Source organism: Grimontia sp. SpTr1 (assembly GCF_947387585.1).
GTDB classification, from domain to species: domain Bacteria; phylum Pseudomonadota; class Gammaproteobacteria; order Enterobacterales; family Vibrionaceae; genus Enterovibrio; species Enterovibrio indicus.
In genome coordinates this window covers 266,632-283,980 of the sequence record NZ_CANDOD010000002.1, presented here as the reverse complement: position 1 = coordinate 283,980, position 17,349 = coordinate 266,632, and the positions used below count along the sequence as shown (strand labels likewise).

18 protein-coding genes are annotated in these 17,349 nt (G+C 47.2%); 7 read left to right on the top strand and 11 right to left on the bottom strand.

Features of this window, described 5'->3' with window-relative positions; all coding sequences use genetic code 11:
- Positions 1-316: 316 nt before the first annotated feature.
- From QL223_RS05510 to QL223_RS05495, 4 genes are all read left to right on the top strand, one after another.
- On the top strand, positions 317-712 hold the full coding sequence (locus QL223_RS05510) for a VanZ family protein (protein WP_281544132.1): 396 nt from the start codon (positions 317-319) through the stop codon (positions 710-712).
- Between the two features lie 97 nt (positions 713-809).
- Positions 810-1,271 carry a hypothetical protein gene (locus QL223_RS05505; RefSeq protein WP_281544131.1) on the top strand — a complete coding sequence of 154 codons (462 nt, stop codon included), beginning with the start codon at positions 810-812 and terminating at the stop codon, positions 1,269-1,271.
- A gap of 80 nt (positions 1,272-1,351) precedes the next feature.
- Entirely contained in the window at positions 1,352-2,779 is a 1,428-nt protein-coding gene (locus QL223_RS05500) for an O-antigen ligase family protein (RefSeq protein ID WP_281544130.1), read from the top strand.
- A complete protein-coding gene (locus tag QL223_RS05495) occupies positions 2,772-3,215 on the top strand; it encodes a low molecular weight protein-tyrosine-phosphatase (protein ID WP_281544129.1) in 444 nt (147 codons plus the stop codon). The genes QL223_RS05500 and QL223_RS05495 overlap by 8 nt, the downstream gene beginning before the upstream one ends.
- Positions 3,216-3,425: 210 nt before the next feature.
- Here QL223_RS05495 and QL223_RS05490 read toward each other — a convergent pair whose 3' ends face one another.
- The 4 genes from QL223_RS05490 to htpG form a co-directional block, all read right to left on the bottom strand.
- Positions 3,426-4,730, bottom strand: coding sequence for an inosine/guanosine kinase (locus tag QL223_RS05490; RefSeq protein ID WP_281544128.1), 1,305 nt, complete (start codon positions 4,728-4,730; stop codon positions 3,426-3,428).
- 129 nt (positions 4,731-4,859) lie between these two features.
- Entirely contained in the window at positions 4,860-5,831 is a 972-nt protein-coding gene (gene hemH / locus QL223_RS05485; RefSeq protein WP_281544127.1) for a ferrochelatase, read from the bottom strand.
- A gap of 114 nt (positions 5,832-5,945) precedes the next feature.
- The gene (adk, locus tag QL223_RS05480; protein WP_046305670.1) at positions 5,946-6,590 is read right to left on the bottom strand and encodes an adenylate kinase; all 645 of its coding nucleotides are present in this window, start codon (positions 6,588-6,590) and stop codon (positions 5,946-5,948) included.
- Positions 6,591-6,849: 259 nt separating this feature from the next.
- Positions 6,850-8,757 (bottom strand): molecular chaperone HtpG, encoded by a 1,908-nt coding sequence (htpG, locus tag QL223_RS05475; protein ID WP_281544126.1) that lies wholly within the window; start codon positions 8,755-8,757, stop codon positions 6,850-6,852.
- A gap of 219 nt (positions 8,758-8,976) precedes the next feature.
- On the opposite strand from htpG, the gene QL223_RS05470 reads away from it, so the two are divergent.
- A complete protein-coding gene (locus tag QL223_RS05470) occupies positions 8,977-9,855 on the top strand; it encodes a winged helix-turn-helix domain-containing protein (RefSeq protein ID WP_281544125.1) in 879 nt (292 codons plus the stop codon).
- Complete coding sequence (locus QL223_RS05465) at positions 9,846-10,400, top strand: regulatory protein ToxS (protein ID WP_281544124.1); 555 nt, start codon at positions 9,846-9,848, stop codon at positions 10,398-10,400. The genes QL223_RS05470 and QL223_RS05465 overlap by 10 nt, the downstream gene beginning before the upstream one ends.
- A gap of 36 nt (positions 10,401-10,436) precedes the next feature.
- On the opposite strand, the gene recR is transcribed toward QL223_RS05465, so the two are convergent.
- From recR to QL223_RS05440, 5 genes are all read right to left on the bottom strand, one after another.
- A complete protein-coding gene (gene recR / locus QL223_RS05460) occupies positions 10,437-11,039 on the bottom strand; it encodes a recombination mediator RecR (protein WP_002539629.1) in 603 nt (200 codons plus the stop codon).
- A 2-nt stretch (positions 11,040-11,041) separates the two neighbouring features.
- On the bottom strand, positions 11,042-11,371 hold the full coding sequence (locus QL223_RS05455) for a YbaB/EbfC family nucleoid-associated protein (protein ID WP_002539630.1): 330 nt from the start codon (positions 11,369-11,371) through the stop codon (positions 11,042-11,044).
- A 56-nt stretch (positions 11,372-11,427) separates the two neighbouring features.
- Positions 11,428-13,725, bottom strand: a complete 2,298-nt coding sequence (gene dnaX, locus QL223_RS05450) for a DNA polymerase III subunit gamma/tau (RefSeq protein ID WP_281544123.1) — start codon at positions 13,723-13,725, stop codon at positions 11,428-11,430.
- A 105-nt stretch (positions 13,726-13,830) separates the two neighbouring features.
- Positions 13,831-14,376: an adenine phosphoribosyltransferase gene (gene apt, locus QL223_RS05445; RefSeq protein WP_002535513.1), complete on the bottom strand. Its 546-nt coding sequence runs from the start codon at positions 14,374-14,376 to the stop codon at positions 13,831-13,833.
- Positions 14,377-14,478: 102 nt separating this feature from the next.
- A complete protein-coding gene (locus QL223_RS05440; protein WP_039849478.1) occupies positions 14,479-14,877 on the bottom strand; it encodes a YbaN family protein in 399 nt (132 codons plus the stop codon).
- Between the two features lie 335 nt (positions 14,878-15,212).
- Here QL223_RS05440 and QL223_RS05435 point away from each other — a divergent pair, with 335 nt between their 5' ends.
- Entirely contained in the window at positions 15,213-15,560 is a 348-nt protein-coding gene (locus QL223_RS05435) for an RNA polymerase-binding protein DksA (RefSeq protein ID WP_039849479.1), read from the top strand.
- 21 nt (positions 15,561-15,581) lie between these two features.
- Here the strand turns inward: QL223_RS05435 and QL223_RS05430 are convergent, their stop codons facing one another.
- Both QL223_RS05430 and QL223_RS05425 read right to left on the bottom strand, forming a co-directional pair.
- Entirely contained in the window at positions 15,582-16,217 is a 636-nt protein-coding gene (locus tag QL223_RS05430; RefSeq protein WP_039849480.1) for a DUF2057 domain-containing protein, read from the bottom strand.
- Positions 16,218-16,295: 78 nt separating this feature from the next.
- A complete protein-coding gene (locus QL223_RS05425) occupies positions 16,296-17,336 on the bottom strand; it encodes a porin (RefSeq protein ID WP_281544122.1) in 1,041 nt (346 codons plus the stop codon).
- Between the last annotated feature and the right edge of the window lie 13 nt (positions 17,337-17,349).

The window sequence follows — 17,349 nt, the reverse complement described above, 5'->3', positions numbered from 1 at the left end:
ACTTGGTCTCCTAGCTACGTCGAGCTTTCATCAATTTACAAGGAAAGGGGGGAGCTTAAGCTTCAGTCCCAAATGCTGAGTTTTGCTCGTCATTTTGGACCTCTTACCCACTCAACAATTCTTGCAGATATCGATTATGCTTATTCGAATTGGGAGCTGATTGATGAAAGCGCTAAACTGCATGCGATACATAACCTTCTGGAGATCGGGAAAGTTTGGCGATATCGGCCTGCACTTAACACCACAGTGGCCTATTCAAGCGGTAAACAACGAATTTGTAATCTTTTAGCATTTAACAAAGTTAGGATTCAAGCTTGTGGCTAACGTATCTAAATATCCTTTGTTAATGCTTGTTGTTTTTGTAATTCTATTTGGTAGCGCCTCAGTTCTAAAATCATTCGGTATTTTCGCAAATCAGGTTCGAGCAACGGAAGTTATGATCGGCGGCGATATATATCTCCATTTTTTTGCCTCGTTTTTCCTAGGCCTGCTTTGTTGGCTTACAACTCAAAGAACGCCCCACTTTAGGTTGTCAGTCCCGACCCTAACTGTCTTAGTCTTGGTAGTGCTAGATGAATTGCTACAGTATTTAATTCCATCAAGACAGTTTTCCTGGCTGGATATGACCGTCAATGTTTTTGGCGTACTGCTTGGTACATATTTTTGCAGTGTAATTGCGACACTTCGTTCAAAAACAAAAGCCATTCACTGATCGAGCTTTTCGAATTGCTCCGAAGTTATCTTTCATCATCTTAACTTTGATATAGTCTTTTTAATCAGAATCTTGAAACCACTTTCAAGGAAAAAACATGAAGATCACCGCCACCATTTTTGGTGTAACTAGCTTGGCTTTGTCATCAATGGCCTTTGCTTTCGAAAGTGACGAACAACGTCAATCCATCATTTCACAACTCGGTGATGTTCCAAGCGAAGAAACATACCAGAACGTTTTGTTGGAAAACGCCGAGTTCGCAGTTGAAATCCTCTCTTTATTGTTGGAGATGGAAGGCGTCGACCCTCAATTCGCGATTCAAGCAGCAATGACCGCCGCGCCGGGCAAAGCGATTGAAATCGCGCAGTTCGCACGAGATGCAGGTATTGCCAACGAAAACATTACAACTGCGGCACTGTTGGCTGGGCTTGACCCAACAGAAATCGCAGAAGCGACCGCGGCTGGTATTCAGACCGCTGCAGCTGGCCCTGCTCCTCCATCATCGCCGGCAGTAGGCGGCCAAGGTGGGGGTGGTGAAGACGTCATCTCTCCAAACTAATCATTTTTAGAAAAGATTCACCCCACCAAAGCCCAGCGTTCGTTGGGCTTTTTGTTGTACTCACAAATTGAGTGATTCACATGGCGTCTATTGAAAAATCCTCGTTCTATTCCCTACTCGCGCTTATCATTTGGTTACCTATCCCCCTTGGGAGTAATCGAGATTGGGCATGGTCAATTGCTGAATTCTGGATAGCATTTCAATCAATACTACTGATCATCGCCTATCGGGGGAATTTACCTTTCGAGCCGTTAAAGCAGTACAAATGGCTTCTTTCTGGTTTGGCACTGTTCCAGCTATGGGTATTGTTTCAAACTCTTCCTCTTCCTTGGGAAGTGCTAGCCTTCTTTTCTGGAAAAAGTGCCGAGATTTACCAACTCGTCGGAGCGCCCGACGGTTTTATTTCCCTTGATTCTCGAATGACATTGGCGTCTCTTTTCAAAGGGATTGCCTATACCATGCTGGTTTTCAACGCCATATATCTCGTGAACTCCAGTAAGCGGCTTAAGCAAGTTGTATTGGTAATTGTGGTTAGCGGCACCTTACAGGCCTTCTATGCAGCAATAGTCGTTTTGCTTGATATCAAAGAGAGCCTGGTGTTTGGTTATAGTGAAAAAGGGATTGCCACTGGCTCTTTTGTCTACAAGAACCACCTAGCGAACTACTTGATGATGACGCTCTGTATGGGCATTGGCCTTATCGTCTCTCAGCTTCACACTACCCCTTCCGAATCGCGCCATATGTTTGTTAAAAGACTGATGGAAGGCATTCTCAGCCGGAAAATGTACATACGCCTCTGCCTTGTGATCATGGTGATTGCGTTGGTAATGACACGTTCTAGAATGGGAAATACTGCTTTTTTTGCGGCGACAGCTATCGGTGGCTTACTTGCATTGGTGTTTTATAAAAATAAGCCACGCGCGTTAACCGTCTTGGTGGGCAGTGTTATCGCTGTCGATACAATCGTTGTGGGTGCCTTGTTCGGGCTGGAAAAGGTTAAACAGCGCTTGGTTGAAACCTCCCTTGGCGCGGAGTCCCGCGATCAGGTGGTGGTATGGTCACTGGATATTATCAGGGACTTCCCTTTCACCGGCACTGGTATGGCGAGCTTTTACACGATCTTTCCCATGTATTCCAAGGCCGATATTGGGTTCTATGACCATGCCCATAATGACTATATCCAGTTTATGGTCGAAGCAGGAATTCCAGCGACATTGCTTTTAGGCATCGTGGTACTTTTGGCCTTTGCGCGCGCCTTCCATACGATTCGGAAAAGACATAGCCGAACAATGAAAGGAATAGCGCTGGGTTGTATCATGTCCATCATTGGTATGCTCATTCATATCAGTGTGGATTTTAACCTTCAGCCAATGGCGAATGCGCTGACATTTATTCTGATACTCTTCATTGCCAATGCCTGCGCGGCTTTACCTGCTATGGGGCAATTGGTCACTATACCTCCAAATACAAATCACGCTGAACGCTTAAAGGAAGCAGAACATGTTTAAACGCATTCTCGTGGTGTGTACTGGGAATATCTGCCGATCGCCAATCGCAGAGGCTCTGCTAAAAAAGCTCTTGCCAGAATTAGTCATTGAATCAGCTGGTACTGCAGTTACCAAGAGCAATCTTCTTGACGCAATGGCTCATCCATATAGCCAGCAAGTATGTCACAAAAATGGCCTTGATATTTCTAACCACAATGCGCGTCAGCTTTCGCCAGAGCTTTGCGATAGGTTTGATTTAATTTTGGTGATGTCCCATGAGCATATTGAGGAAGTCGCGCTGCTCTCTCCAGGTTCGAGAGGTAAAACCATGCTAATTGGCCAATGGATTGGCCTTGGCGATATCGAAGATCCCATCCTTGAGCCCAAAGCGTCTTTTGATACCCTTTATCGCATACTCGTCCGCGCGACGAACACGTGGGCTAAGAAGCTGTCTTAAGCCCAACGACTTCGGTTCATTCGAGTCGTTCTCCCTACCAAATAAAAAATCCGCCCTCGTGGCGGATTTTTCTTTACGAAATAGGCAATCACAATTTAATTGGTACTTAGACAAGGCGACAAATTGATTTCTGCTCAGGAGCTTAGTCCACTAAGTGACATAGAGAAATCATGAAATCAACGCCGCATAAGTGCCAAATAAGGCAGTGATTTAGCGTTCCCAGTACGCTTCTTCTAAAGAATCCTCTTTCTCTGGCAGGCCACGAGACAAACGTGGTGAATGCTGCGCCAGCACTTCATAGCTTACGCGGTTCGCGTATTTACATACCTGAGAGAACGAGCTGTAGGTCAGAAACGAATGGGCGTGCTTGCTGGAGTTTGGCACGTTATCACGGTGATAGCGGTTTGCTGACATATCGTGTAGTACCGCTGACAGCGCGCCGTCACCTGCACCGTTGGTATTCTTTATACGTTCTGGGCCACCCATGTAAGGCGCAATGTGTGAGTAAACCTTGAATGGGTTTTCACAGTCCGACTTTTTCATTGGGCGGCTGAATTCGTAACGGTTGAATTCGGCAATTGAGCCAGGCAACAACGGTAAGCTAGTTTCACGTTTGGCTTCTTCTTCGGTATAGCCAGCCATGTAAAGTCCCACAGGACCTGCTGTACACAACACCATGTCTACCCACTCAAGGGTTTTATCTGCCGCCAACAAAGGATCAGACTCGCCAGTCAGCGCTTCTGCTTCTTCTTCGTTCATTGCAACGACAGAAACATGCTCTGACAAGAAGTCACGCCACCATTGTGGATTGTTCTGAATCACGTACTTGGTGCCCATGGTCATCACCACTGGCACATCGTGTATCTTCGCATATTCTATCGCTTTCATGGTCGCTTCCGGCATCGGGTCGCCTTCTTTACAGCGAACCAGATAAGCGGTCAGTACCAAAGCAGAAGCATTTTTGAAGATATGCTCTGGGATAGAGTCTGCATGAAGCTGGTTCATCAAACCTTCGCTGATAGCGAAAGTACGCTCACCTTCTTCACTGATCAGCGTGTAACAACGACCAATTGGGCCCTGAACTGCCTGTAAGTAGTTAAGGTCCATGCGGCTTGAAGTGTTACAAAGATAGCGATATGCATAGCTGCCGATGGTGATGTCTTGGCTCATGACACCAAGCAGAATAGATTTGTCGTCGGCAAGCGTTGAGTAGTTGTGCAACGTATTACCAATAGTACCGCCTGCAAACTCGTGACTAACCATGTTGTTATCTTTTAGCTCTTGATACAGCGCTTCTGCGCGCTTGTCATCAATCACCAAAGAATGCCCTTTACTCAACTCGTATTTCGCAACGAAGTCGTCGGCTACTTTCGCTTCAATATCCACCAGCGTCTGGTCGATACCGATAACATGTGGACGTTTCAGCTTGCGCTGCTCGCTTGCTTGCACCAATAGTGGATCGCGTGCATGGACAGGAAAGTAATGCTTTGACTTGCGTTGGCCCGGGAATTTCATGATTCAATGCGTCGTTGTTGTGGCGAAAGTGCGAATTCTATCACACAAATTTCAACGAGGAATCTCTCGGACAAAAATATGCCCGGGTGAAAAATCAGCCCGGGCATAAACGAAAATGAAAAGAAGGCGTTACCAACCTTTGGTATTTCGTTCTACCAACAGCTTCATCATGTCGATATGAGCAGGAGAATCATTGAGGCAAGGGATGTATCTGAATGACTCGCCGCCAGCTTCCATAAAGCTCTCATGGCACTGCTCGGAAATCTCTTCCAATGTCTCCAAACAATCCGCAGAGAATGCTGGCGTAATAACATCCAGACGTTTTATTCCCTCACCAGGCAACGTCTCAAGGGTCTTGTCTGTATATGGCTGCAGCCACTCTTCACGTCCAAAACGCGACTGGAATGTCGTTTTCAGTGGTACATCGCTGGACAATCTTGCCACCAGTTTTTCTGTTGTCCCTAAACAGTGTGTTTGGTATGGGTCACCGTTATCTGCGTAGCGTTTAGGAATACCGTGATAAGAGCAAAGCAGCATGTCAGGTTTACCGTGCTCGGCCCAATGCGCTTCGACTGATTGCGCCAGCGCTTCGATATAGCTGTCTTCACTGTAGTAGTGATTCACAAAACGGAACTCCGGCAATTCAGGCATTTGCTTCAGTGATTTCGCAATTTTATCGAAAACAGCCGCCGTCGTAGTGCGGGAGTACTGTGGATAAAGCGGCAGCACGAGAATTTTATTACAGCCCCTCGCTTTCAATGCTTCAATTCCCGTCAGAATGCTTGGGCTGCCATAGGTCATACCCAGCTCCACAGGCAGTCCGGTTTCACGCTCCAACGCGGCTTTTTGGCGTTTGGAGTAAACCATCAGTGGTGAACCTTCATCCATCCAGACGGTTTGATAGAGCTTTGCCACCTTGGGAGAACGCACAGGCAAGATAATCCCGTGCAATAGCGGGCACCATAGCCAACGTGTCATATCGACGACACGCTGATCATGAAGGAATTCACTGAGAAAGGCTTTTACTGCTTGTGCGGTCGGTGCTTCCGGTGTGCCGAGGTTAGCCAGCAACACTCCTACTTTGTTGTTTTTGTTTTCCATTTCGTCCTGCAACACAGATTGTTTTACCCCGAGGATACCACTACTTTTCTTTGGGAGAAAAAGATCAAAAAAGGGCAATCATAGTGATTGCCCTTTTCTTAAACACTGGGGCTATTAATCCAGCGCTTTAGCGATTTCTTCGCTGACTTCAGCAACTTGCTGAGTACCATCAAATTTCAGGTACTTGGTGTTGCCTGCTTCTGCTTCTTTCGAGTAGTAAGCGATCAGTGGCGCTGTTTGGTCGTGGTATACACCCAGACGCGCACGTACGGTTTCTTCTTTGTCGTCGTCACGAACAACCAGATCTTCGCCAGTCACGTCGTCTTTACCTTCCACTTTAGGCGGGTTGTAAACAACGTGGTAAGTACGGCCAGAAGCCAAGTGCGCGCGGCGACCACTCATACGCTCAACGATAACGCTGTCTGGCACGTCGAATTCCAGTACATAGTCAACCACTACGCCGATGTCTTTCAGGCCATCTGCCTGTGGAATAGTGCGTGGGAAGCCGTCCAGAAGGAAGCCTTTCGCACAGTCTTCTTGTGCAATGCGCTCTTTAACCAGACCAAGGATGATATCGTCAGATACCAGTTGGCCCGCGTCGATAACTGCTTTCGCCTGTTTGCCCAGCTCGGTGCCGGCTTTGATTGCTGCACGCAGCATGTCACCAGTGGAAATTTGTGGAATACCATATTTTTCCATGATGAACTGCGCTTGAGTCCCTTTACCTGCACCTGGTGCGCCCAGAAGAATGATGCGCATAGTTATCCCCTTTATTTACTTTGGAGTTTCGCAAAAACACGAAACATACACGTATATTGATACCTAAACAACCTCGTGCCCGACGTTTTCAACACAATTGGCGCTGACATCGGCTCAGGTCTCTTAGTTTCTTCATTCGACATTGGGTCGGCAAAAGAAGAGGCTATGGATCACAAAATCGTTTAGGTATTGAAGTTAATAAGCCCAGCATTCCCGCTGGGCTCGGTCATATTAATAACGAAAATGAATCGTTATGCAATTAGCCTTTAGTCAGAAGTTGGTTCACCGCACTCAGGAATTGAGATGGGTCATCCATCGAGCCGCGCTCTGCAAGCATCGCCTGACCCAACAGCATCTCAACCCAGCGTCCGAACACTTCTTCGTCCGCTTCGTCAGCCATTTGCTTCACCAGAGTGTGCTCTGGGTTCATCTCAAAGATGTATTTCACTTCTGGCGCTTCTTGCCCAGCCGCAGCCAGTAGCTTCGCCATCTGTGTACCCATTTCAAACTGATCGGTGACCACCACAGCAGGTGTGCCAGACAGTTTGAAGGTAGGACGAACATCTTTCACACGGTCACCGAGATATGCTTTGGTTCGATCAACCACAGACGCAAACTCTTTTTCGGTTTCTTCGCGTTTCTCTTTCTCAGCGTCATCTTCAAACTTGCTGAGGTCCAAGTCAGCTTTAGTGATCGCCTGGAATTGCTTGCCATCAAACTCAGGCAGATAGCTCATCAGCCATTCATCGATACGGTCATACATCAGAATGACTTCAATACCTTTGGCTTTGAATTGCTCTAAGTGAGGACTGTTTTTTGCTGCCTGATAAGAATCTGCAGTCAGGTAGTAAATCTTGTCCTGCTCTTCCTTCATGCGAGATACATAGTCAGCAAGAGAAACGGTTTGTTCACTGCTGTCTGTTTCAGTCGAAGCAAAGCGCAGTAAGCCAGCGACTTTCTCACGATTTGAGAAATCTTCCGCTGGACCTTCTTTCAGTACCAAACCAAATTCTTTCCAGAAACTCTGGTATTTGTCCGCGTCATTGTTTGCCAAACGCTCAAGCATGGTCAGAACACGCTTGGTGCAGGCATTACGCAAAGACTGAGTCACTTTATTGTCTTGCAGTATTTCGCGGGAGACGTTCAATGGCAGATCGTTCGAGTCAATCAAACCACGGACAAAGCGCAGGTAGCTTGGCATAAACTGCGACGCATCATCCATGATGAACACGCGCTGCACGTAAAGCTTGAGGCCGTGTTTATGATCGCGGTTGAACATATCCCACGGAGCTTTAGATGGAATGTAAAGAAGGCTGGTGTAGTCGTTTTTACCTTCTACGCGGTTGTGGCTCCACTGCAGTGGGTCAGCAAAATCGTGGGAGAGATGCTTATAGAACTCATTGTATTCTTCATCAGAAATGTCTGATTTGGAACGAGTCCACAGCGCCTGAGCTTTATTGACCTTTTCCCATTTACCTTCGCCAGTTTCTGTACCTTCTTCGTCGCGCTCTTGTTCCCACATTTCTACAGGAATGCCGATGTGATCGGAGTATTTACCAATCACGTCGCGCAAACGCCACTCGTCGAGAAACTCCTTATCCTCTTCACGAAGGTGAAGAGTAATCGAAGTACCGCGAGTGGTTTTTTCAATGCCTTCGATGGTGTATTCACCTTCACCAGCAGATTCCCACTGCACACCCTCTGAAGCATCAGTGCCTGCCGCGCGGGTCGCTACAGTGACTTTGTCGGCCACAATGAAAGCAGAATAAAAGCCCACACCGAACTGACCAATCAGTTGGCTATCTTTCGATTGGTCTTCTGAAAGTTGTTTAAAGAAATCTGCAGTGCCGGATTTTGCAATCGTACCAAGGTTTTCAATCACCTCGTCGCGGCTCATACCAATGCCGTTGTCTTCAACAGTCAAAGTGCCCGCTTCTTTGTTGACGCTCAGACGGACACGAAGATCACCATCATTCTCATACAGTGCAGAATCAGACAGTGCCTTGAAGCGCAGCTTGTCAGATGCATCCGATGCATTAGAGATCAGTTCACGTAGGAAGATCTCTTTGTTGGAATAGAGTGAGTGGATCATCAAGTGCAGCAGTTGCTTCACTTCAGATTGGAAACCACGAGTTTCCTTACTTTGTAGAGTCGCTTGATCGCTCATTTTAACCCCAAACTAAATGTATTTTGATTGAATCACTTCCTGTAAATATGGTCGCAATTTTCCAATTCAAGGGCAGGCAAGGAATTTTTGATTTCTTGAGCTATTTTTCGCATTTCAGGTATAATCGTCTTTATTTTTAGCCAATTTAGGCGCTATTCACCTCCAATTTAGAGGTTAACCCGCCAAACTTTTCAAGATTCGCGCAGGTAAGTAAATCGAATGTTAAATAAATCGAACCGTTACCTTCTGGGAGAGCGTTTTGTTTTTTCTCCCAGCGACAGTTCTTTGATTGATCTTTATGAAAATAACGAATTGATCCGACTGGGCAGTAACGAGTGCCGAGTATTGATGGTTCTGATAGAAGAGCCTCACGCTATTGTCACCCGAAACCGAATCCACGACTTTGTATGGCGTAAGCAAGGTTTCGAAGTCGACGATTCCAGCCTGACACAATCTATTTCTACCTTAAGAAAAGGCCTGAAAGACTCCACGAAAAGCCCGATGTTTGTCAAAACCGTGCCAAAACGCGGATATCAGGTAGTGTGTTCAGTAGAGGTCTATAACGATCAAGAGGTTGACCTGCCAAAGTCTGCTGTCACTGAGATGGAAGACGACGTTTTGGATGCAGAGATCGTAGCCGCTGAGGCTGAAAGCGAGCTCCAAGAGTCACCAACAGACGTTGCTGTACCGACACCTCAGCCAGAACAAGCGGACATTCCCAGAGCTCCGATTGCGGTGAAAATCCCGCTTGGCTCATGGGTGGCATTCGTGCTCGCATTGCTGGTACCTCTGGCGTTTTACGTTGCCTCCACTCCTAAATCTGAAGCATTTCGGAAAATCTTAACGGTCGAAGATGTACCGGTTTACATTCCCGTGACCAATGCGCGTATCAACCAATGGCAACCCATGGTTCAGCGCTGTGTTGAAAAGTACATTGGTTTCTATCGTGAAGAGCGCGAATTGGAAGAAGTGATTGTGACGGGCGGTCAAGATAACCAAATTTCCCTGAACTATATCCACAGTGCCAAAGACGCAGATGACAACATTACTTATGTTCTTCTTACCAGCCAGCAAGGGAGCGACGGACTATGCCGATGAGTCTTCATGCACCTCGACGCCGTGATCAAATGAAGCGCTTCGGGCCATTTTTCTTGTTGTTGATATCATTTATTGCCAGCGCTTGGGTGTTTCTCGGCGAGGATATGCGCACGTCTAACCTTCTGCTTTCAAAAGAGTGGAAGTCGCGAACAATTAATCACATTGAGGAAGCAAGATTTCGTGATGTAGCTGGGCTTACAGAAACCGAGCAACAAAGCAATATGGTTTTTTTGCCCGATAATACTTATTCCCGTGACACTCAAATTGTGTTGAAAAATGAAGAGCAGAATACTCAAGTGGTGATGTCGATTTCCGAGTCTGGTGAATGGGAAATCAGTGGCGGCTATCTGAAACTCAAGCTCGGTAGCATCAAAGATGTGACGACCGGAGATACCGCGGAGTTTTCAGAGGAGGACCTGACTCTGGTGCGCACTTTCTACCGCCTAGGCGCTGAAAAGGTTCGCCGCATTGATGTATTGAATGACGGTTCACTGCTGCTTACCAGTTTGAACCATGGTTCGCTGGTGCTTTACAGCAAGTCGTGATCGACAAAAACTAAAAAGGCCGCTAAGCGGCCTTTTTTATCCCAGACGGTGACGTCCAATAATCGAATGAGAGAGCGTGGTACCATCCACCAACTCCAACTCTCCGCCCATTGGCACACCGTGTGCGATGCGGCTAGCAATGACGCTATGTTCCAGACAAAGCTCACTGATGTAATGCGCTGTCGCTTCACCTTCTACCGTTGGGTTAGTTGCTAGGATAAGCTCAGAAATTGACTCTGACGATAAACGCTTTTCCAACAAATCCAAACCGATATCAGAAGGGCCAATTCCATCAAGTGGTGATAAATGCCCCATAAGAACAAAGTAACGGCCAGAGTATTGGCCAGTAGCTTCAATCGCAGCAATATCAGCAGGGCTTTCTACCACACAGATCTGACCGTTTTCCTGACGACGGGGATTAGCACAAATCGCACACTCCTCTTCCTCAGTAAAGGTCCTGCATTTACCGCAATGTCCGATATCTGTCATCGCAGAAAGTAACGCTTCAGAAAGCTTCACACCACCTTGGCGATTACGTTGCAGAAGATGAAAAGCCATGCGCTGTGCTGACTTGGGACCGACCCCAGGCAAACAACGCAAGGCTTCCATCAACTGCTCAAGCAGTTGGCTTGTACGCATACTTAGAATGGCATTTTAAAGCCTGGTGGCATCTGCATGCCACCAGTGACTGAAGCCATTTTCTCTTTCTGAGCTTCTTCAATGCGACGCGCTGCATCGTTAAAGGCAGCAGCAATCAGGTCTTCCAGCATGTCTTTGTCGTCTTCCATCAGGCTGTCGTCCAGTTCAACGCGACGAACACTGTGGCTGCCGGTGATGGTCACTTTTACCAGGCCCGCACCCGCTTCGCCGGTGACTTCCATATTCGCAATTTCTTCCTGCATCTTCTGCATGCGCTCTTGCATTTGCTGCGCCTGCTTCATCAGGTTGCCCATTCCGCCTTTACCAAACATACTCTTCTCTCTATGTAGCTTTGCGCTGAGATATCTAAATCACAGCCCTTTTAGGTTTATATAGGTCTAACGCTCTCTTCATCCAGCTGCGCGGCAAAACGCTGGCAGATAAAGCGAACATTGGGATCATCACTCAGGCTTTGTGAAGCCTGAGTCAGTTTTTCTGTATAAAGCCTGTCACGCCATTCCAGTGGTGTTGTTCCCGCTTCTCCCTGCGCGACAGACAAAGTAATTGAAGTACCCAGCTGATTGCTCAAAGCTTCAAGCAAGGCAGCCTGTGCTTTTTCAGTGTTCAAGTGCGCTTGCTCACTACGCAAACAAAGATTGATTTGATCGCCGTGTCGTTCCATGGATGCGTTCAATGCCATCTGCTTGACCAATCGAGGTGCTTCCAATGCACTGGCAATGCGACTCCACTCGTCCAATTCAATCGACTCTTTTTCCAGCTTATCGCGCATTTCCGGGGTGCGCTCGTGTTGAAGCGCTTTTTTAATCTTATCCGGCGTAACAGTAACGGGCTTTTCTTCGGCCGTTTCTAACTTAGTCGGTTTCCAACGATAGGCTTCATCTTGGGTGGCGGCACTTTCATTCGGCATCGATGCTTGTTGGAAAACAGCAGGATCAGCAGGCTTATGTTTTGCTGCGATCCGGTCGATAACCGACAGTGCATCACCGCCGGCTGTTGCCGCACTACCCTTTTTTGGCGATTGGCCCTCTTGCTGACGAACCCGACTTCTCAACATGTTGCGGGCCGCCACCAGACTCCCTGCGGAAGAAGGAGCTTGCTGCTGAGGCTGCTGAGGCTGCTGAGGCTGCTGAGGCTGCTGAGGCTGCTGAGGCTGCTGAGGCTGCTGAGGCTGCTGAGGCTGCTGAGGCTGCTGAGGCTGCTGAGGCTGCTGAGGTGATGTTACTACCGTTGGTTGAGACGGCAAATCGTAGTCAGCATGGGACTCAGTTTCCCGCTGCGCTTCCATCTCCATCGCTGCCATATGCGCAGACATCTGAGGATCGTCCTGAACCACATTCGGCTGAGCAGCTTGAATAGGTTGAGACTGCGTTGGATTAAGCGCTGGCTGCGCAGGAGCAGGAGCAGGAGCAGGAGCAGGAGCAGGAGCAGGAGCAGGAGCAGCCTTACTCACTGTACGACTAGCTTCAACCTGTGCTTTTAACGTTTCAAGCCTGGAGTTGGACTGAGGTGCAGACACCGCTGGTGCTTTCCCTACTTCATTCGTAGGGACGCTAACCACAGAAGGCTGATATTGCTGAGACGTGACTGGCCTAAATGCCAGCATTCGCAGCAACACCATCTCAAGACCTGCACGCCCATCCGGTGCATAAGGCAAATCCTGACGTCCCTGCAACGCAATCTGGTAGTAAAGTTGTACATCTTGCGGAGAGATGGATTGACCCAGCATCAAAATACGTTCTGCATCCGGAGATGAAGCATCAACAGACTCAGGTAAGGCTTGCGCCATGGCCACGCGATGCAATTGCCCCGCTATTTCTTTTAATAGTCCATCCCACTCAACACCCACTTCGGCTAAGTGCGTCAAGCACTGCATCACATGGTTTGCATGGCCTTCTGCCAACGCTTCCAGCAGTAAGATCGCCTGATCGGTGCTCAAAGTGCCCAGCATTTCTGATACTTGGCCTTCGAGAACACTGCCATTACCTAAAGCAATCGCTTGATCAGTCAGCGATAGCGCATCACGCATACTGCCTTCAGCCGCACGTGCGATAAAGGACAGTGCTCTAGGCTCTGCTGAAACCGTTTCTTGCTCGAGAACGTGTGACAATTGATCTTTTATCTGCGTGGCGTCCAAATGCTTCAAATGGAATTGCAGACAACGCGACAGAATGGTGACTGGCAGCTTTTGTGGATCAGTGGTCGCTAGCAGAAATTTTACGTACTCAGGCGGCTCTTCGAGTGTTTTGAGTAACGCGTTAAAGCTGTGGCGCGAGAGCATGTGCACTTCATCTATCAGATAGACTTTGTAGCGACCACGAGCGGGTTTGTACTGAACGTTGTCTAGAAGGTCACGCGTGTCTTCTACTTTGGTGCGAGATGCCGCATCAATCTCCAACAGGTCAACAAACCTGCCCTGATCGATTTCCTGACAGGTTGAGCACACACCACAAGGCGTTGAAGTCACACCTTGCTCACAATTCAAGCCTTTGGCAAAGATGCGGGCAATAGTGGTCTTACCCACACCGCGTGTGCCGCTGAACAGATAGGCGTGATGCAAACGATTGTGATCGAGCGCATTCGCTAAAGCGGTCAATACATGGGATTGGCCAACCACATCTTGGAACTGGTGTGGTCGCCATTTTCTGGCTAGTACCTGATAACTCATGCGTTATAAATTCTTCCAATAGTCTGCTGCCATGCTAGCACAGACGTAAAAAGAGCGCGATCTTGACGATCACGCTCTTCTCGCTCCAACGGTTTGAACGCTCGATTAATGACCGTCAAATTGGCAGATGCTGTAAACGTCAATGCCATTCTCTTGAAGACGTTTTTCTCCGCCAATTTCTGGCAGATTGATGATAAATGCAGCATGGGCGACATTACCACCCAAACGGCGGATTAGTTTAGTGGTTGCTTCAATCGTACCGCCAGTCGCAAGCAGGTCATCAACCATCAGTACTTTGTCGCCTTCAACGATAGCATCCGTGTGAATTTCGAGCTTGTCTGTGCCGTATTCCAGTTCATAGCTTTCGCTGATCACTTCACGTGGCAGCTTTCCTGGTTTACGAACAGGAACAAAACCGACGCCTAATTCCAGTGCCAATGGCGCTCCAAACAGAAAGCCACGAGACTCAGTACCCACAATTTTTGTGAAGCCCTGATCTTTGTATTTTTCCACAAGCAAACCAATGGTCGCTCTATAGGCTTCTGCGTTTTCCATCAGACTAGTGATGTCGCGGAACATAATGCCTGGTTTTGGATAGTCAGGAATGGTTTTAATGCTGTCTTTGATAAATGCGATTTTGTCTTGGCTCATAATGACTCACCACGGTATGTGGCTTCCGGTAATGCTGGAAGTAAATGACCCCATTTACGCCCGCTTTCAATAGCCAGCCGATGGGGAGACGAAGCGCTCATGTTATGTATTTTCTGAGGCTCCGGCAACAGGTTCGATTTCACGCAAACGGTTAAACCAAAATAAAAGTGCGACACACATGGTCACTAGCATGACCTTGTGCCAAAGCTCGGGAACAATCGCGATAGAGAGTGAGAAGCTGAGCACGATAAAGACAGTTGCCCGTCGCTTAATTTTCTTATCAATAGCCCGGTGCTCATTCCAGTTATTGATGGCCGGACCAAAGGTTGGATGGTTATGGAGCCAGTGAGCGATACGGGGAGAGCCACGCATGAAACATGCGCTCGCAAGAAGCATAAAGGGGGTTGTTGGTAATAATGGAAGGAAGATGCCAATCACACCTAACAGTACACAGACCCATCCGATACTCAGAAGCAGTATGCGTTTAATCGATTCTTGCACTCTTCCTCCCAAACAAGGTTTTATCTGCTTAGCATGCCAATCCAGGTCAAGGTGGCTGGCAGCGTAGGAATGAGCAGTACAGCAATCATTCCCAAGAAATAAGCAAAGTTAAACGGGTCTTTAAAGTTAGTGTCCATCTCGTACATCCTTTTTGTTCTGACTTTTGTTGAGCAGGTTGCAAATATAACCGTTTAGCGTACGGCTAAATACCGACAAACTGCAGGGTCAATATACGCATTGCTCAAACCTAACTCGTTTTGTCTTGATATATATCAGAACAAATAAGGCTGGTATCACTACACTGATCCGGTTACAACGCGCACCGAGAGATCACAATGATTGATACAGAAACTGTAGCACAGCTACAACAAAAGCTCGCGAATGAGAAGGAAGCGGTACGCAGCAGATTGGAAGATGCACTGATCACATTGACGGGGTTAGACGTGTCCAATGTCCCAACAGCGCATCTGATTAAGTTATGTAGAAGGGAAAAAAGCACAAAATTACATGACGATGGCTTACGACTAGAGAAAATCGATGCCGCACTTTGTGCTATTCATACTGGCCTATTTGGGCTGTGTGCAGATTGTGAAGAAGAGGTTGAAGTCGAGGATATTCTTTCTGACCCTGCTGAATCACGCTGTCGAGCTTGCAGAGAACACAGTCGATATCATCACACATAAAAAACGCCTTTCGGCGTTTTTTTACTCTTGGTCAATCACCCACTTACGGAAGGCTTTACGCTCTTCTTTTGACGCTTTTGTGTACCAGAGCTTGAGCTGTGCTAGCGCGTCGCCTGTCAGTTCTACTTTGCCAGTTTCAGAAACAGCGACGACAACCTCTTCATTAAGATCTTTAATTTCCTGACCTTCAAAGTAGATACCGTTTTTCTTGTTATACGCTGTTACTGCTTTAGGAAGATCCGCATAAGGGAGAAAGCCTGGGTTGCCGGGAAGCTCATCGAACTGGAAAGAGACCTTTTTATCCGCACTATCTTTAATGAACCACTCTACAGTTCCTTTCTTAAATGCTTTCTCAGCCTGGATATGTTTCCGGAAACGCTCAATAGATATAGAGAGATCTTGTCCCATATTGGTAAATTGAAACACATAAGGTTTAGATTCAAAGAACTTAGTGTTTGAACCATCGTTTAGAATGGATTTGTAACGGACAACCAATTGATTGCTTCCATCAACTAAATTGAGCCTATCACCACTACTAGCATCCACTTCCTTTCCGTTTAAAACATACGCTTGTAGATCTGTACCAATTTCAATTTCAGTCGCCGCAACGACAGAAGTACAAACTAATAAGGCACTATATACGGCTAACAGTCTCATTAACTTCCCTTATCCTGATAAAAAAAGAGCTGCCACATAAGGGCAGCTCCGGCAATATTTTCAAAGTTAGAAGTTATATTAGAATTTAACTTCCATACCTACTAAGAAACCAGTCGCATCGCCGAAATCCTTAGTATTGGTGTTTCCGCTTGCGTCCTTTTTCTCAGCCCAGCCCAGTTCTACATAGGTTTTAACATTGCTGTGCATCTTATAAGTAGCATTTGCGTAGACGTTGCTACCTTCAGAGTTATCGTCGTTCTCGCCGAAATTATAACCCAAGTAGTATTGGAAATCGCCAACGCCATAACCAGCAAGCAGCTCTACATAATGACCAGAATGCGCTTTGTTCTGAGCGCCGCCAATTTTCTCTTCAAAGTCAGTGTAAGAAGCGCCTACAGTGAACGCATCAAAATTGTATACTGCGCTAACTTGGAATGCGTCTGACTTGACTTTGCTACCTTTAGTACCGTTATTAGTATCAGTCTTCTCAGCAGCCAAGAAATATGCTGACAGATCAACACCAGCGAAAGACGCACCTACGCCTGCATCAGTGTGTGATGCTTCAGTGACTTTTACGTCACGCACCAGAGTGCCGCTTACGTCTTTGAAAGTTTCTTCTTCAGCACCGCTTTGCTTGAGGTTGTGTGAAACACCAAACCAAAACGCATCGCCATCATAGCGATACTTGATTACGTCGTTACCGCTAGCTGGAAGGCTACCGTTTACACCCTCGAGACCAAGCTCGATATCTTCGTTGATATTTGTATCATCCCAAAAAGTGTACATACGACCAGCAGTCAACTGACCGAAATCGCCTTTAAAGCCAGCCCACAGTTCGGTGTTCTTTACAGAACCGCCTTCGTTTTCGAAGTCAAAGTAGCCAAGTGCTGTGAGGCTTTCGCTAACTGCTACATCGATGCCAAAGTTCAGCTCGCCATCGTCAAGACGTACATCCAAATCGACGTCTTGCTGATTAAACTCATATTCTTGAATGATCTGTACTTCAGCAGCACCGCCGATAGTTACAGTTACACCGTCTTGATCGTAAACGGTTGCTGCATTTACTGCACCAGCAGCCAGCAGAGCTGGTACTGCCATCGCTAGGATAGTCTTTTTCATGTTAATCCACTGC

Excerpts from the sequence above, each read along its gene's own strand:
- adk (WP_046305670.1), bottom strand. The coding sequence starts at position 6,590 with ATGCGCATCATTCTTCTGGGCGCACCAGGTGCAGGTAAAGGGACTCAA.
- QL223_RS05435 (WP_039849479.1), top strand. The coding sequence starts at position 15,213 with ATGATTGATACAGAAACTGTAGCACAGCTACAACAAAAGCTCGCGAAT.
- htpG (WP_281544126.1), bottom strand. The coding sequence starts at position 8,757 with ATGAGCGATCAAGCGACTCTACAAAGTAAGGAAACTCGTGGTTTCCAA.
- QL223_RS05465 (WP_281544124.1), top strand. The coding sequence starts at position 9,846 with ATGCCGATGAGTCTTCATGCACCTCGACGCCGTGATCAAATGAAGCGC.
- QL223_RS05500 (WP_281544130.1), top strand. The coding sequence starts at position 1,352 with ATGGCGTCTATTGAAAAATCCTCGTTCTATTCCCTACTCGCGCTTATC.
- QL223_RS05490 (WP_281544128.1), bottom strand. The coding sequence starts at position 4,730 with ATGAAATTCCCGGGCCAACGCAAGTCAAAGCATTACTTTCCTGTCCAT.
- QL223_RS05455 (WP_002539630.1), bottom strand. The coding sequence starts at position 11,371 with ATGTTTGGTAAAGGCGGAATGGGCAACCTGATGAAGCAGGCGCAGCAA.
- hemH (WP_281544127.1), bottom strand. The coding sequence starts at position 5,831 with ATGGAAAACAAAAACAACAAAGTAGGAGTGTTGCTGGCTAACCTCGGC.
- QL223_RS05495 (WP_281544129.1), top strand. The coding sequence starts at position 2,772 with ATGTTTAAACGCATTCTCGTGGTGTGTACTGGGAATATCTGCCGATCG.
- recR (WP_002539629.1), bottom strand. The coding sequence starts at position 11,039 with ATGCGTACAAGCCAACTGCTTGAGCAGTTGATGGAAGCCTTGCGTTGT.
- QL223_RS05470 (WP_281544125.1), top strand. The coding sequence starts at position 8,977 with ATGTTAAATAAATCGAACCGTTACCTTCTGGGAGAGCGTTTTGTTTTT.
- dnaX (WP_281544123.1), bottom strand. The coding sequence starts at position 13,725 with ATGAGTTATCAGGTACTAGCCAGAAAATGGCGACCACACCAGTTCCAA.
- QL223_RS05505 (WP_281544131.1), top strand. The coding sequence starts at position 810 with ATGAAGATCACCGCCACCATTTTTGGTGTAACTAGCTTGGCTTTGTCA.
- QL223_RS05430 (WP_039849480.1), bottom strand. The coding sequence starts at position 16,217 with ATGAGACTGTTAGCCGTATATAGTGCCTTATTAGTTTGTACTTCTGTC.
- QL223_RS05425 (WP_281544122.1), bottom strand. The coding sequence starts at position 17,336 with ATGAAAAAGACTATCCTAGCGATGGCAGTACCAGCTCTGCTGGCTGCT.
- apt (WP_002535513.1), bottom strand. The coding sequence starts at position 14,376 with ATGAGCCAAGACAAAATCGCATTTATCAAAGACAGCATTAAAACCATT.